At 67.8% G+C, this 13,891-nt stretch carries 14 protein-coding genes; 8 read left to right on the forward strand and 6 right to left on the reverse strand.

The window, feature by feature from the left end; all coding sequences use genetic code 11:
- The first annotated feature begins 19 nt into the window (after positions 1 to 19).
- Positions 20 to 1,018: a polyprenyl synthetase family protein gene (locus tag TEP_RS14255; protein ID WP_132825711.1), complete on the forward strand. Its 999-nt coding sequence runs from the start codon at positions 20 to 22 to the stop codon at positions 1,016 to 1,018.
- A gap of 99 nt (positions 1,019 to 1,117) precedes the next feature.
- Here TEP_RS14255 and TEP_RS14260 read toward each other — a convergent pair whose 3' ends face one another.
- Entirely contained in the window at positions 1,118 to 1,903 is a 786-nt protein-coding gene (locus tag TEP_RS14260) for a dienelactone hydrolase family protein (protein WP_132825712.1), read from the reverse strand.
- 129 nt (positions 1,904 to 2,032) lie between these two features.
- Between TEP_RS14260 and TEP_RS14265 the strand changes: the two genes are divergently transcribed.
- Complete coding sequence (locus tag TEP_RS14265) at positions 2,033 to 2,614, forward strand: SMI1/KNR4 family protein (RefSeq protein ID WP_132825713.1); 582 nt, start codon at positions 2,033 to 2,035, stop codon at positions 2,612 to 2,614.
- 66 nt (positions 2,615 to 2,680) lie between these two features.
- Here TEP_RS14265 and TEP_RS14270 read toward each other — a convergent pair whose 3' ends face one another.
- From TEP_RS14270 to TEP_RS14285, 4 genes are all read right to left on the reverse strand, one after another.
- Positions 2,681 to 3,214 (reverse strand): hypothetical protein, encoded by a 534-nt coding sequence (locus TEP_RS14270; protein ID WP_132825714.1) that lies wholly within the window; start codon positions 3,212 to 3,214, stop codon positions 2,681 to 2,683.
- Between the two features lie 97 nt (positions 3,215 to 3,311).
- Complete coding sequence (gene murD / locus TEP_RS14275; RefSeq protein WP_132825715.1) at positions 3,312 to 4,721, reverse strand: UDP-N-acetylmuramoyl-L-alanine--D-glutamate ligase; 1,410 nt, start codon at positions 4,719 to 4,721, stop codon at positions 3,312 to 3,314.
- Positions 4,702 to 6,054, reverse strand: coding sequence for a UDP-N-acetyl-alpha-D-muramoyl-L-alanyl-L-glutamate epimerase (gene murL / locus TEP_RS14280; protein WP_132825716.1), 1,353 nt, complete (start codon positions 6,052 to 6,054; stop codon positions 4,702 to 4,704). Before murL ends, murD begins: the two co-directional genes overlap by 20 nt.
- Positions 6,055 to 6,144: 90 nt before the next feature.
- Complete coding sequence (locus TEP_RS14285; RefSeq protein ID WP_132825717.1) at positions 6,145 to 8,739, reverse strand: bifunctional aspartate kinase/diaminopimelate decarboxylase; 2,595 nt, start codon at positions 8,737 to 8,739, stop codon at positions 6,145 to 6,147.
- A gap of 75 nt (positions 8,740 to 8,814) precedes the next feature.
- Here TEP_RS14285 and TEP_RS14290 point away from each other — a divergent pair, with 75 nt between their 5' ends.
- Positions 8,815 to 9,687 carry a PhzF family phenazine biosynthesis protein gene (locus tag TEP_RS14290; protein ID WP_132825718.1) on the forward strand — a complete coding sequence of 291 codons (873 nt, stop codon included), beginning with the start codon at positions 8,815 to 8,817 and terminating at the stop codon, positions 9,685 to 9,687.
- Between the two features lie 93 nt (positions 9,688 to 9,780).
- Positions 9,781 to 10,659: a PhzF family phenazine biosynthesis protein gene (locus TEP_RS14295; protein WP_132825719.1), complete on the forward strand. Its 879-nt coding sequence runs from the start codon at positions 9,781 to 9,783 to the stop codon at positions 10,657 to 10,659.
- Between the two features lie 80 nt (positions 10,660 to 10,739).
- On the opposite strand, the gene TEP_RS14300 is transcribed toward TEP_RS14295, so the two are convergent.
- The gene (locus tag TEP_RS14300; protein ID WP_132825720.1) at positions 10,740 to 11,171 is read right to left on the reverse strand and encodes an OsmC family protein; all 432 of its coding nucleotides are present in this window, start codon (positions 11,169 to 11,171) and stop codon (positions 10,740 to 10,742) included.
- A 370-nt stretch (positions 11,172 to 11,541) separates the two neighbouring features.
- On the opposite strand from TEP_RS14300, the gene TEP_RS14305 reads away from it, so the two are divergent.
- The 4 genes from TEP_RS14305 to TEP_RS14320 all read left to right on the forward strand — a co-directional run bounded on the left by TEP_RS14305 (position 11,542) and on the right by TEP_RS14320 (position 13,844).
- Entirely contained in the window at positions 11,542 to 11,940 is a 399-nt protein-coding gene (locus TEP_RS14305) for an HU family DNA-binding protein (protein ID WP_025873973.1), read from the forward strand.
- A gap of 304 nt (positions 11,941 to 12,244) precedes the next feature.
- Positions 12,245 to 12,553: a DUF3861 family protein gene (locus TEP_RS14310; protein ID WP_025873974.1), complete on the forward strand. Its 309-nt coding sequence runs from the start codon at positions 12,245 to 12,247 to the stop codon at positions 12,551 to 12,553.
- Between the two features lie 70 nt (positions 12,554 to 12,623).
- Positions 12,624 to 13,166 carry a hypothetical protein gene (locus tag TEP_RS14315; RefSeq protein WP_132825721.1) on the forward strand — a complete coding sequence of 181 codons (543 nt, stop codon included), beginning with the start codon at positions 12,624 to 12,626 and terminating at the stop codon, positions 13,164 to 13,166.
- 81 nt (positions 13,167 to 13,247) lie between these two features.
- Positions 13,248 to 13,844: a DUF1439 domain-containing protein gene (locus TEP_RS14320; RefSeq protein WP_132825722.1), complete on the forward strand. Its 597-nt coding sequence runs from the start codon at positions 13,248 to 13,250 to the stop codon at positions 13,842 to 13,844.
- Positions 13,845 to 13,891 lie beyond the last annotated feature (47 nt).

The following is a 13,891-nucleotide window of genomic DNA, read 5'->3' on the forward strand; positions in this document are numbered from 1 at the left end:
AGCCTGAAAGCCTGATCGCATGACCATCACCGAAGACACCCGTCCCGCCCTGGGCCTGTCCCAGATCCAGTCGCTTGCCGCAGCCGACATGGCTGCCGTCGATGCCCTGATCCGCCGCCGGCTGTCCTCGGATGTGGTGCTGATCAACCAGATCGCCGACCACATCATCTCCGCTGGCGGCAAACGCCTGCGGCCGATGCTGGTGATGCTGGCCGGCCATGCGGTCGGCGGCTCCGGCCCCGAGCACCACCAGCTGGCAGCGATCATCGAGTTCATCCACACCTCCACCCTGCTGCACGACGACGTGGTGGACGAATCCAGCCTGCGCCGCGGCCGCAGCACCGCCAATGCACTGTGGGGCAACGCGCCCAGCGTGCTGGTGGGCGACTTCCTGTACTCGCGCAGCTTCCAGCTGATGGTCGAGCTGGACCGGATGCCGGTGATGCAGATCCTGGCCGACACCACCAACCGCATTGCCGAAGGCGAAGTGCTGCAGCTGCTGCACGTGCACAACCCGGACACCGACGAAGCCGCCTACCTGCGCGTGATCGAGCGCAAGACCGCGGTGCTGTTCGCCGCCGGCACGCGCCTGGGTGCACTGGCCAGTGGTGTCGATGAAGCCACCCAGCAGGCCCTGTACGACTACGGCATGCACCTGGGCTACGCCTTCCAGATCGCCGATGACGTGCTGGATTATTCAGCCAACGCCGACGAGCTGGGCAAGAACCTGGGTGACGACCTGGCCGAAGGCAAGGCGACGCTGCCGCTGATCCATGCCATGGCCCATTCCGATGAAGCCACCCGCGAGCGCCTGCGCGCGATCGTGCAGAACGGTGATGCCTCGGCGATGCCGGACGTGCTGGCGGCGATCCACGCCACCGGCGGCCTGGAATACAGCCGCCGTCGTGCCGAGGAATATGCAGAGGCCGCCGAACGGGCGCTTGACGGCCTGGCCGACAACGATGCCGTCGCCGCCCTGCGCGGCCTGGCCCGCTACGCGGTACAGCGTTCGCATTGATGGAGGAGTGCCGACCAACGGTCGGCACCTGCAAGAGCGGGTGGGTGCCGACCGTTGGTCGGCACGGAAATATCGGNGGGNGCCGACCGTTGGNCGGCACTACATGAACCGCTCCTCGAAGAACTCATCCAGCGCCTTCCAGGCGCGCTTGGCGGCGCGTTCGTTGTACTGACAGCCCGGCGGGCTGTTGGCATCGCGCTCGGCAAAGCAATGCACCGCACCGCTGTAGTTGGTGAACTCCCAGTCCACCTTGGCCGCATCCATTTCCTTCTGGAAACTGCCGATATCCTCGGCGGTCACGCTCTTGTCGTCGGCGCCGTTCAGCACCAGCACCGACGGGTGGCTGCCGCCGGCCTGCGCCGGCAAAGGAGAGCCGAGCCCGCCATGCAGGCTGACCACGCCCGCCAGCGGCGCGCCGGCGCGGGCCAGTTCCAGCACCGTGGTGCCACCAAAGCAGAAGCCCACTGCGCCGATCCGGCTGGCGTCCAGCGGCGCCTTGCCCGCCTGCGCCTTCAGTACGTTGACCGCCTCCAGCGCCCGCGCCCGCAGCAGCGGCCGGTCGTTGCGCAGCTTGGTCGCCACCGGCCCGGCTTCGGCATCGGTCTTCGGCCGCACGCCCTTGCCGTACACATCGGCCACCAGCACCACGTAGTCATCGCCCGCCAGCTGCTTGGCCTTCTCGATGGCCGATTCGTTCACGCCCTTCCAGTTCGGCACCATCACCAGGCCGGGACGCTTGTCAGCATCTCCATCGTCATAGACCAGCACGCCACTGAAGGTCGTGCCCTGGTGCTTCCACTCCACCGGCTGGGTCTTCATCGCCGCCCACGCTGGCATCGCTGCCAGCCCCAGTACGATCGCCACGCCGCAACGCCAACGGTTCATGCGCCTGCTCCAGAAAAAGGGAACGGAGGGGATTAAGCCGTAATCGCCCCTCCCGCGTCGCATTCTGCATTGGCGGCGTGACGCAGGTGTGGTTGGATACGACTTGATCCCCTCCGTCCCCTTTTCTGCATGAACCTTGTTGATCGCTTTCTGTCTGGATTGATCCCGCGGCTGCCCGAGGACGATGCCCCGCAATGGGCGTGGACCGAGGGCGCCAGCGAGGCCGACCTGCAACGCCTGCGCGCGCAGTGGCCGCAGGTGCCCGACAGCCTGGTCGAGCTGCTTTCGCGCGTGGACGGCACGCACTTCCGCCACTATCCGAAGGGCGAGGTCTGCGTGCTGATGCTGGGCTCGGACGTGGGCGACTACCCGTACTACCTGCGCTCCATCGCGCAGATCTTCGAAGACCAGCAGCAATGGGACGACAGTATCCGTTCCATCTACGAGGAATGGCTGGAGGAAGAACCGGAGATCCTCGGTGCCGGCATCGATGCCGACCTGCCGATGAGCCGCCGCCTGTGCTTCTCGCACTGCATGAACAACGGCGGCACCTCGATGCTGTACCTGGATTTCGATCCCGCACCCGGCGGCAGCGTTGGCCAGGTGGTGCGCTACCTGCACGACCCGGACAGCTACGCGGTCATCGCCCCCAGCTTCGATGCCTACCTGCAGGAACTGATCGACCGCGACTACAGCTTCCTCGACGAGTAGATCCACGCCATGCGTGGATGAAATCCCCGCCGGCCGATGACCTCATGCCATGCACGGATCAGGGCTTCACCCGCGCTCGATCCAATGCAACACCCCAGGTTCGAACGCAAGCAGATCGTCCACCGCCACCCGCGCGCGCGCCCAACACCGTTCCGGCGGCTTCGGCTGCAGGTCCCCCACAGCCCCAGCGTAGTCGCACACCAGCAGGCCGATGCGCGTCGCTCCGGCATCCAGCAGGGCATCGATGCGCTGCAGCCACTGGCCGGCGTCACCCAGGGCTTCATCGCGACGCACCTGCTGGTCCTGCTCATGCCGCGCCAACTGCTCGGCCAGCGCACGGGCGATCTTGGCCTCGCTCCAGCCCTTCCTGCGCCAGCGTTCGCCATCGTTCTTCCTTTCCCGCATCGTCCATGCCGATCCGAGTGCGGTGCCACAGTCGCAGTGGCCTGCGCTCAACCAGGGCTGCCAGCCCGGCCCCACGGCGGCACGCAGGCTCGGCGAATCCTGCGCGAACAGCCGCCGGCCGCTGCGCCCCATGATTGCGGAGCCTTCGGCGTGCGGAAACGAAGCGGGCAGGAACAGGGTGATGAAGGTGCACATAAGGCTCGCCGAATCCGTCCGGGTTTCCGCACAGGGTAGATCCACGCCATGCGTGGATGAAATCCCCCGGGTTGCCGGTCACCGGCCGGCACGACCTTCAGGCGATCCCGATGCCCGGAATCGCGCTGATCGTATCCGGATCGAACCCGGCCAGCTCGGCGAAATGCCGCCCGCGTGCAACGTAATCGCGGTAGGCGCCATAGCTCGGCGCGCCCGGCGACAGCAGCACCACCCCACCCTGTTCGCCCAGTGCGCGACGCGCCAGCGACATCGCATCAGGCAGATCGGCAGCGGCATGCAGGCCGAAACGGCCAGCGTCGGCCAGCGGCTGCAGCATCGCGTGGATGCGCGGGCCGTTGCTGCCCATGGTCACGATCTCCACCGGCGGCACGTCGTGCGCCATGTGCTGCATGAAATCAGTCCAATCCAGGCCACGATCGTGCCCGCCGACCAGCAGCGCGATGCGCTGGCCGGCAAAGCACTCCAGCGCCGCAAGGCTGGCATGCGGCGTGGTGCTGATCGAATCGTTGACGTAGGTCAGGCCATCGGCCTGGCCGATGCGTTGCAGGCGGTTCGGCAGCGGCCGGAAGTCCTGCACCGCCGGCGCCAGCGCCACCGCATCCAGGCCCAGCGCCTCCAGCGCGGCCAGCACCGCGCACAGGTTGCCGCGGTTGTGGCGGCCCGGCAGTGGCGTATTGCGGGTGTCGAATACCGCCTGCCCGCCGCGATGCACGATGTCACCGCGCATGTGCCAGCCCTGCGGCTGGTTGAACCAGACCACCTCGCTGCCGGGCAGCGACAGCGCCGCCAGATGCGGGTCTGCGGCATTGAGTACGGCAACGCGCGGCGCGGCCCCGGTCACCAGCTGCAGCTTGTCTTCGATGTAGCGCTGTTCGCTGCCGTGCCAGTCCAGGTGTTCCGGAAACAGGTTCAGCACCACCGCCACCTGCGGGTGCGCACCACTGCGTGCGACCTCGCCGGTCTGGTAGCTGGACAGCTCCACCGCCCAGTACGCAGGCGCCGGTTGCGGGTCCAGCACTTCCAGCAGTGGCAGGCCGATGTTGCCGACCAGGCCGGTGCGATGCCCCGCTGCGCGCAGCAGGTGCGCGACCAGCGCGGTGGTGGTGCTTTTGCCCTTGGTGCCGGTCACGCAGATCGTGTCGCGCACGGTGCCATCGGCATCGGCATGTTCGGCAAACCACAAGGCCGTGCCGCCGATGAAGGTGGTGCCCTGCTCCGCCGCCGCCAACGCGATCGGCAGGTACGGGCTGATGCCCGGCGACTTGATCACCACCTCGAATGCCGTCAAGGCCTCGGCCGACGGTTCACCACGCACGTCCAGCACGCCCTGCGTTTCCGCACGCGCGGCCGCGACCTCGCTGGCCGGGCAGAACAGGCTCAGGCCAAGCGATGGCAGGCGCGCGCGCAGCACCGCATACGCAGCACGCCCCTCACGTCCCCAGCCCCACAGCGCTACGCGCTTGCCTTCAAGCTGCGAAATCTTCACGCACCCGTTCCCACAGCGTCGCCGGAATACGATGTTCGCCCTGCAGCTGCATCAGCGGTGCCAGCTCCAGCTCGGCCGCATCCAGCTGCGGCTGGATTTCATTGCAGAAGCGCTTCACCAGCACGTCTTCCCCCCATTCCGGGCGCTGCGCCAGGGTGGCCATCGCCGCACGCGATTCGCGGCCTTCGCCCACGCATTCGAACGGCTTGTGGTCCTGGAATTCCAGCAGCGCATCGAAGCCACCCGCCTGCTCGATGTCATCCAGCAGATTGCGGCCGAAGATGCGCACCAGGCGGGTCTTGGGCATGAACGGGGCCAGCGCCAGGAACACGAAGTGGCACTTCGGGCAGACGCCGCACCAACGGTTCACCGGGCGCTCGCCAAGGATGTGGAAGTTGCGGTTGCAGCTGGAGAAATGCGCGTCGTAGAAATCGCTCTTGGCGAACTGGCGGGCCACCGCCAGCTCCGACATCGGCCGCAGCAGCGAGTAGTACTGCAGATCAGCGGCCACCTGTTTCTGCACGTACATGCCGAAGGCCTGCTCGAACGCCCAGCCCTTCGACCACTGGTGGTTGACCTCGCCGGTGCCCGGAATCTGGCTGCCGTAGCTGGCCGACCGTTCGTTGGAGAACACCACCTGGTCCACGCCCTGCAGCAGCGCAGCCAGCACCATGATCGCCGAATTCACCGCGGTGACCGGGATATGCCCGTTCCATGCACCCTGGCGGTTGAGCTCGAACAGCTCCGGCGCCAGCGCGCGGCCCAGGTTCAACGTCGGCAGCCCGGTGCGCTCGGCACAGGCACGGATCAGCTGCGACCCCCCGATCCAGGTCACCGTCTCGTCCACGCCGGCGCGGCGCAGCGCTTCGATGCTGACCAGTGAATCCTTGCCACCGCCGATGGCCACCAGCGCATGCGCCTGCAGGCCCAGCACCGGCGCCTGCAGCACCTCGCCCTGCACCGGCAGGCGGAAGCGCCCACGCAGGTTAAGGCCGTTGCGGTAGGCGAATTCGCCCAGGCCGTTGAGGTAGATGGTCTCCACCAGCGCTGCGGTATCGGCATCGATGCTGTAGCTGTCGATGCTGACCGTATCGGGCACCCCGGCCTTGTAGTAGCTCACGCCGGCAATCAGGTGCAGCAGCCGCAGCGCGCGCTGCACGGCATCGGCACGGGCCGGTTCCAGCAAGAACGGGGCGCCGGGCACGGTAACGGTTTCCACCATTTCCGGGCCGTCATCGAAGGCGTAGACCAGCTTGGCCACGCCGGTGTCCGCGGCGAATTCGCAGCGGACGAAACGGAAGCGGGAAACCTGGTGTTTATCGAAAGCAGTCATGGTGAATCCAGTTCAAGCGCGGTCAGGCACGTGCCCGCGCGCAGGCGCGGGACGTGTCGGTGGGCGGGTGCAGGGCGCGAAAGGCGGCGATCATTCGATCACGTCTTCGCGCGGCATCGCCCGCTGGTTGTAGGTGTTGGACATCACATAGCCGTAGGCACCGGCGTCGGCGATCAGCATCACATCGTCCGGCGCGGTCGACACCGGCAGCTTGCGGCGCTTGCCGAACACATCGCTGGATTCGCAGATCGGGCCGACCACATCGAACGCCGCTTCGGCGTAACCGCCCTGGCGGCTGAGGTTCTCGATGTCGTGCCAGGCGTCGTACAGGGCCGGGCGCATCAGCGTGTTCATGCCGGCATCCAGGCCGACGCGGCGCACGCCGTCCTTCTCCACCACCTGGGTGGCGTGGGTCAGCAGCACGCCCGACTCGGCCACCAGGAAGCGGCCCGGCTCGATCGCCAGGCGGAACGCCGGATGCAGCGCCTTGACCTCGGCCAGGCCCTCGGCCCAGGCATCCAGGTCGAACGGCTCGTCTTCCTCGCTGTACGGGATCGGCAGGCCACCACCGATGTCGATGGTGTGGACGCTGCCGATACGGCGCGCAAAGCCTGCCAGCTCATCGCACATCAGGCGCCAGTGCTGGGCGGTTTCCACACCGCTGCCAAGGTGCGCATGCAGGCCGACCACGCGGGTGCCCAGCTCGGTGGCCGCGCGCACGAACTCGTCCACGCGCGCGATCGGCAGGCCGAACTTGGATTCCTTGCCACCGGTGCGGACCTTGGCGTGATGGCCTTCGCCACGGCCCAGGTCCACGCGCAGCCACAGCTCGCGGTTGCGGAACAGGTCCGGCCAGCGTTGCAGGGCTTCGACGTTGTCGACAGTGACGGTCACGCCCAGCGCGAACGCCGCTTCGTACTCGCTGCGCGGGCAGAAACTGGGGGTGAACAGCACGCGCTTGGGCGACAGTTCCGGAATGGTCTGGAACACGTGCTTCAGCTCACCGTGCGACACGCACTCCAGGCCGAAACCTTCGGCCTCCAGCAGCTGCAGGATGGCCGGATGGCTGTTGGCCTTGATCGCGTAGTAACGCTGGTCGATAGGCTTGATCGCCGCCAGCGCGCGGGCACGCGCCCGCACCGTCGGCAGGTGGTAGACGTAGCGCGGGGTGCCGGCATCGGCCAGCTGCAGCAGGTGCGCACGCTGGCCACGCCACCACGGCGTACCACGTGGACGCACGGTGCCGGCGATCTCGCGCCAGCGCGGGCCGAACACTTCGGTCTCTTCCACCGGCATCGCGCCGCTGTCGATCAGTTCGGCGTGCAGGATCGGCAGCAGGCCATCGGCATCGGCTTCGTCGATGACGAAGGTCAGGTTCAGGTCGTTGGACGACTGCGAGATCATGTGCACGCGCTCACGACCGAAGGTCGCCCACACGTCCGACAGCTTGTGCAGCAGCGAGCGCATGCCCAGGCCGACCAGGGTGATCGCCGCGCACGGCACGATCACCTTGACCTTGCAGATCTGCGACAGGTCGGCCGACAGCGCGGCCAGCACATCGGTGTTGACCAGGTTCTCGGACGGATCCAGCGATACGGTGACGTTGGTCTCGGCCGAACCGATCAGGTCCACCGACAGCCCGTGCTTCTTGAACAGGCCGAATACATCGGCGAGGAAGCCGACCTGCTGCCACATGCCGATGCCTTCCATCGACACCAGCACGATGCCGTTGCGGCGGCTGATTGCCTTCACTCCGGGCACCGGCGCGGCATTGCCGTCGATGCTGGTACCCGGCAGTTCCGGGCGCTCGGTATCGAGGATCGCCATCGGCACGCCCGCATCGCGGCAGGGCTTGATCGAGCGCGGGTGCAGCACCTTGGCGCCGGTGGTGGCGATTTCCTGCGCTTCGTAATAGTCCAGGCGGGTCAGCAGACGCGCGTCCGGCACGTCCTTTGGATTGGCGCTGAACATGCCGGGCACATCGGTCCAGATCTCCACGCGGCTGGCGCCGAGCAGCGCACCGAAGTACGCCGCCGAGGTGTCCGAGCCGCCGCGGCCAAGGATGGCAGTGCCACCGTCGGCGTGACGCGAGATGAACCCCTGGGTGATCAGCAGGCGCGTGGGCTGCGCGCGGAAGCGCTGCGCCCATTCCGCATCGGCACGCCACTGGCAGTTCACCGACAGGCGCTGCGACCAGTCGCTCTGGTTCGGCTGCGGCGGCAGCGCATCCAGCCACTGGCGCGCATCCATCCAGCCGAAATCCAGGCCGCTGGCACGCAGGTAGGCCGCGCCCAGGCTGGAAGACAGCAGTTCACCCTGGCCGAGCACTTCGGCCTGCCAGTCCAGAGGACGGCTGGGCGCACGCGGGTCGTCCAGCAGGCCCTGCAGCGCGGCCAGCCGCTCGGCCAGCACCTCCGCGCCCAGGCCCAGCTCGTCCAGGAAGGCCTGGTGGCGTTCGACCAGCGCCGCCACGCGATCGCGGCTGTCCGGCGCGCCATCGGCAATCGCGGTCAGCTCATTGGTGACCCCGGACAGCGCCGAAACCACCACCAGAACGCGCGAACCGGTCTCTTCGGCCCGTTTTTTCGCCAGCTTCCCGATCGTGTCCCAGCGGTGGCGACGCGACACCGAGGTGCCGCCGAACTTCAGTACGATCCAACGATCGACAAGGGGGGAAGCTGACATGGATAGGCTATGTGTAATGTGGGGAAGCCGCCCGAGGGGGCGGAACCTTCGATTCTAAGCCCAATACACCCGTCAATGACCGCCTACCGCTACCTGCAGCTCGATGTCTTCGCCCACCAGCCCGGTACCGGCAACCCGCTCGGTGTCGTGTTCGACGCGGATGGACTGTCCACCGACCGCATGCAGGCCCTGGCCGCCTGGCTGAACCTGTCCGAGACCGTGTTCTTCCTTCGCCCCACCGCTGCCGGCGCCGACTACCACGTGCGCATCTTCACCCCTGCCAGCGAGCTGCCCTTCGCCGGGCACCCCAGCGTGGGCGCCGCTTGGGCTGCGGTCACCTGCGGCCTGGTGCAGCCACGCGACGGGGCCCTGGTGCAGCAGTGCGCGGCCGGCCTGCTGCCGGTGCAGGTTACCGGGCCGGCCAACGCGCCCACCATCCGGCTGGCCAGCCCAGCGGCGCGGCTGCTGCCGGCTCTGCCAGGCGACATGCCTGACGCCCTGCGCGCCGCTGCCGCCGAGGGCCAGCGCGCCGAGCTGTGGGACAACGGCCCGCGCTGGTGGCTGCTGCCGCTGCGCGACGCCGAGGCCGTACGCACGCTGGCACCGGACATGGCGGCCCTGCGCGACTGGAGCATTGCCACCGACGCGCTCGGCATCGCCGTGTTCGCGCCCGAAGCCGATACCGGGCACGACCTGGTGGTGCGCGCGTTCTGCCCCGCCGATGCGCCCAACGTTCCGGAAGACCCGGTGACCGGCAGCGCCAACGCGCTGATCGGCGCCTGGCTTCGGCAGCGCAATGCCCTGCCCGGCGAGAACCGGACCTACGTGGCCAGCCAGGGCCGCGAGGTCGGCCGCGACGGCCGCGTCCTGGTCACTGTGGATGCGCAGGACACGGTGTGGATCGGCGGCCAGGTGCAGCTGGTGATCGACGGCAACATCCGCTGGTAACGCCCGGCCACGCCCGGCGGCCTGCCGCGCTGCGCGCTCGTGGGGCATGCCCCGCGCTACCCTATGCCGCCTGTTTCCTGGAGTTCCTGCCCGATGACCACCCGCCGCTTCCTGCAGCTGGATGTGTTTTCCCCGCGCCCGGGCGCCGGCAATCCGCTGGCCGTCGTGCTCGATGCCGACGGCCTGGACGATGCGACGATGCAGGCCATCGCCCGCTGGACCCGCCTGCCCGAAACGACGTTTGTGTTCCCGGCACAGACGGCCGGCACCAGCTATCGGCTGCGCATGTTCAGCCCGCAGAAGGAAGTGCCGTTCGCCGGCCATCCCAGCGTCGGCACCGCCCACGCGGTGCTGCAGGCGGGCCTGGCCATGCCTATCGACGGGGTGCTGGTTCAGGACGGCATCGCCGGAGCGCTGCCGCTGCGCGTGACCGGCGAAGGCGCACAGCAGCGCATCGCCATCCGCACGCCCCGCGCACAGCTGGCCGAGATCGCCGCCACCAATGATCCACGCCTGCAGGCCGCGCTGCGCACCTGGCCGCTGGGTTCGCTGCCGCCGGCCCGCATGCAGGGTGGCCGCAGCTGGTGGGTGGTAGAGGTCGCGGATGAGGCCGCGTTGCGCGCCCTGCACCCGGACTGGGATGCGATTGCCACGCTGGCTGAATCAACCGACAGCATGGGCGTGTTCGCCTATGCCTTTGCCGATGGCAGCGAAGGTTATGACCTGGCCGTGCGCGCGTTCGTCGGCAATGGGCGCCGCTTCGAGGATGCCGCTTCTGGCGCGGCCAACGCTGTGCTGGCGGCCTGGCTGGACCTGCGCGACGCCCTTCCGCGCGGCCGCCAACCCTTCGACGTCAGCCAAGGACGCGAAGTCGGCCACGATGCGCGGCTCACGCTGCTGGTCGATGAAGAGGGCGAGGTCTGGTCCGGCGGCCAAGTGCAGACGGTGATTTCCGGCACCATCGATTGGTGATCCGTCGGGCGTAACAGCGCCGGGCCATGCCCGGCGACTTTCCGCTGCGCTCGCCGGGCGCGGCCCGGCGCTACCGCCACTCAGCCCAGTTCGGCTTCCAGGCTGATCGGCACCGCGCTCAGCGCCTTGGAAACCGGACAGTTCTGCTTGGCGTCATCAGCGATCGCGCGGAACTGCGTCGCCTCGATGCCCGGCACCACCGCCTTCACTTTCAGCCGGATCTGCGACAGCTGCGGGCCACCTTCCATCGACAGATCGACCTTGGCTTCGGTATCCAGCGAGGTCGGGGTAAAGCCCGCCTCGCCGAGCTTGGCCGACAGCGCCATGGTGAAACAACCGGCGTGCGCGGCAGCAATCAGCTCTTCGGGGTTGGTGCCTTTTTCATCACCGAAACGGCTGTTGAAGCCGTAGCGGGTGTTGTCCAGAAGACCACTCTGCGGCGTGCTCAACTGGCCCTTGCCCGACTTCAGGTCGCCTTCCCAATGCGCGGTAGCGTGTCGCGAGATTCCCATGTCCTGCTCCGTTGTGGCTGTGATGAACCGATACCCTGGCACGCGCCGCGTTAGCCCTGCGTCGCCCCGTCGCATGCGGCGCGCCTGTCCCGAGCCAGCAGCTGGACACTTCTTCGCCAGCAATCTGGTGATTTTCCCCTTGTTTTCAGTCATTTCGCCCATCCAGTCGAAATCACCCACACTGCGGTGCAGCGCACCACCGCACCCGCTCCCCCTGCTGCCGGCCATGTACTGAATCGGCCTGGATATGAAAAAACATGCACTTTCAGCGCTCCAGGCTATTGGCGGCGCCCTAGAGTTGCCCTACATTGCGCTTGCCGACGGGGTTCGGCGCCGACCAAACAACCAACCGTTCACGGAACAGGAAACCATGGCAAAGACCGCTAAGAAGGCTGCCCCGAAGAAGGCAGTGAAGAAAGTCGCGACGAAGGCAGCCGCCAAGCCGGCCGCTCCGAAGCCGATCAAGGAAGTGCTGACCAAGTCGGGCCTGGTTGCACACATCGCTGAAGTCTCCGGCGTTGTCGCCAAGGACGTCCGCGCTGTGCTGGCCTCGCTGGAAGGCGCTGTCGCATCCTCGGTGCACAAGAAGGGCGCCGGCTCGTTCACCCTGCCGGGCCTGCTGAAGATCACCACCGTCAATGTGCCGGCCAAGCCGAAGCGCAAGGGCATCAACCCGTTCACCAAGGAAGAGCAGTGGTTCGCCGCCAAGCCGGCCACCACCAAGCTCAAGGTTCGCCCGCTGAAGAAGCTCAAGGACGCTGCGCTCTAAGCGCGCGCCCTGCAGTGGACACCTGACGGGACGGCCTTGGCCGTCCCGTTTTTTTTATCCCGCCTCCGCGCACGCTGTGCAGTAGATCCACGCCATGCGTGGATGCCGTCCACTGCGCCCCCGCAACACAGCGTTTCCCGCGCCCACGCAATTTCCCTCGCGGTCCCGCCGCCATTGGCCGCGCCGCTGTTTTTCCAGCGCAGGAACGGACCGGGTGGAACACTGCGTGCAGCGCCGGCCATCGCCGCCGACCGACGCCTTGCCTATGGTGGTGCCATTCCTCCCCACCAGCGCGAGCATCCCCATGGCCAGCCCTTCCACCCGCTACCGGATCTCGGTGACCCCGATCGAAAAGGACGGGCACCAGTGCACCGGGCGCTGCACCATCGAACTGGAGCACCGCGCCAGCCGCGACCTGATGCGCCTGCTGGAATCGGCCCCGCGCACGGCAGGCCTGAGCGGTGACGAACGTGCCACCCTGGTGGTGGCCACCCAGCTGCTGCGTGACATCGTGCAGCGCCATGCCGACACCGACGGCCATGCACTGGCAGCGGTCGCCGCGCAGGTCCTGCCGGCGCTGGACGCGCTGGAACAGCTTCCCTCTTCGCGCTGACCACTTCGCGCTGAGCGGCCCCCGGCCGCTACACTGCCGCCTTCCAGGTCGCCTCGGGGAGGAGGCAGACATGCGCGGTTTTATTTCCTTGTTGATCCCGCTGCTTGTGGCGGGGTGTTCCAACCCGGCGCCCCTGGTCGATGCCACCGGGCGCGACGCGAGCGGCGCCCCAACCGCCCCGTCGGCGCCAACGACGAAAGCGGCACCGCAGGCCGCTACCGTTGACGCGATCGCCATCGATCCGCTGTATGGCGCCGTTGCCAACGGCAGCGAAACGCCCGCGGCGATGCTCAACCGCTACATGCTGGATCTGCTCAACCGCAATACATCGCGCAGCGATGCGGCCTGGGCCTATGCCCCCGCCGACCCGCGCCGTGCCGACGATGCCGTGCTGCGCCTGCTGCCCGACGTGCGCAACCTGCGCCTGGACAGTGACGTGGCGTTGCCCCGCGACGATGGGCAGCCGCCACGCCTGCTGGAGGTGCCAGTGAAGATCCGCGCGGTGACCGCCAACGGCACCTTCCGCTACCACGGCTGGTACCGCGTGCAGCCCAGCGCCGATGGCCGCGGATGGCAAATCCAGTCGGCCAGCCTGCAACCTACGCTGGACTGAACCGCTGCACCCGTGTGTACCCGCGATTCAGCGGGCAAAGCTACTCTGTAGGCCTCTTGGATCCTTCTTCCGGTCACCGCCATGCGCCTGCGTTCCCTGATGACCCGCCTTGCCGCCTCGACCGTGCTGATTGCTGCCGCGATCGGTGCGCAGGCCGCCCCTTCGATCTCCGGTCGTGAACTGGCGGTTGGCGCCAGCGACGTGCAGCAGTATCTGGACGGCAGCTTCCCGCGCACGCAGGACGCGCTGGGCGGCCTGATCGCGCTGACCATGAGCCACCCGCAGCTGAGCCTGCCGGCAGGCGAGCGATTGAACCTGGGCATGGACGTGGCATTGGCCACCGCCGGCGGCAACCCGGCCAAGCTGGGTACGGTGAAGCTCAGCAGTGGCCTGCGCTATGACGCGCAGACCCAAGGCTTCCACCTGCAGCAGCCGACCGTGGATGACTTCACTCCGGCCAGCCAGGGTGGCCGCCTCGACTCCCGCACCCGCGGCCTGCTCAATGCGTGGCTGAGCGACTACGCCCAGCGGGAACCGATCTACAAGCTGGACCCGGCCGTGGCCGGCCTGCTTGGTGCCCTGCAGGTGCAGTCGGCGCAGGTGAAGAACGGCAAGCTCGTGGTGACCTTCAACCAGAACCTGGGCGACCTGGTGCCGGCGGGCATCCTCGGCAAATAAGGTAGTGCCGGCCGCTGGCCGGCAATCCTTTCACGCACGTGCCGGCC

The organism is Stenotrophomonas sp. TEPEL (genome assembly GCF_004348785.1).
Classification (GTDB): Bacteria; Pseudomonadota; Gammaproteobacteria; order Xanthomonadales; family Xanthomonadaceae; genus Stenotrophomonas; species Stenotrophomonas indicatrix.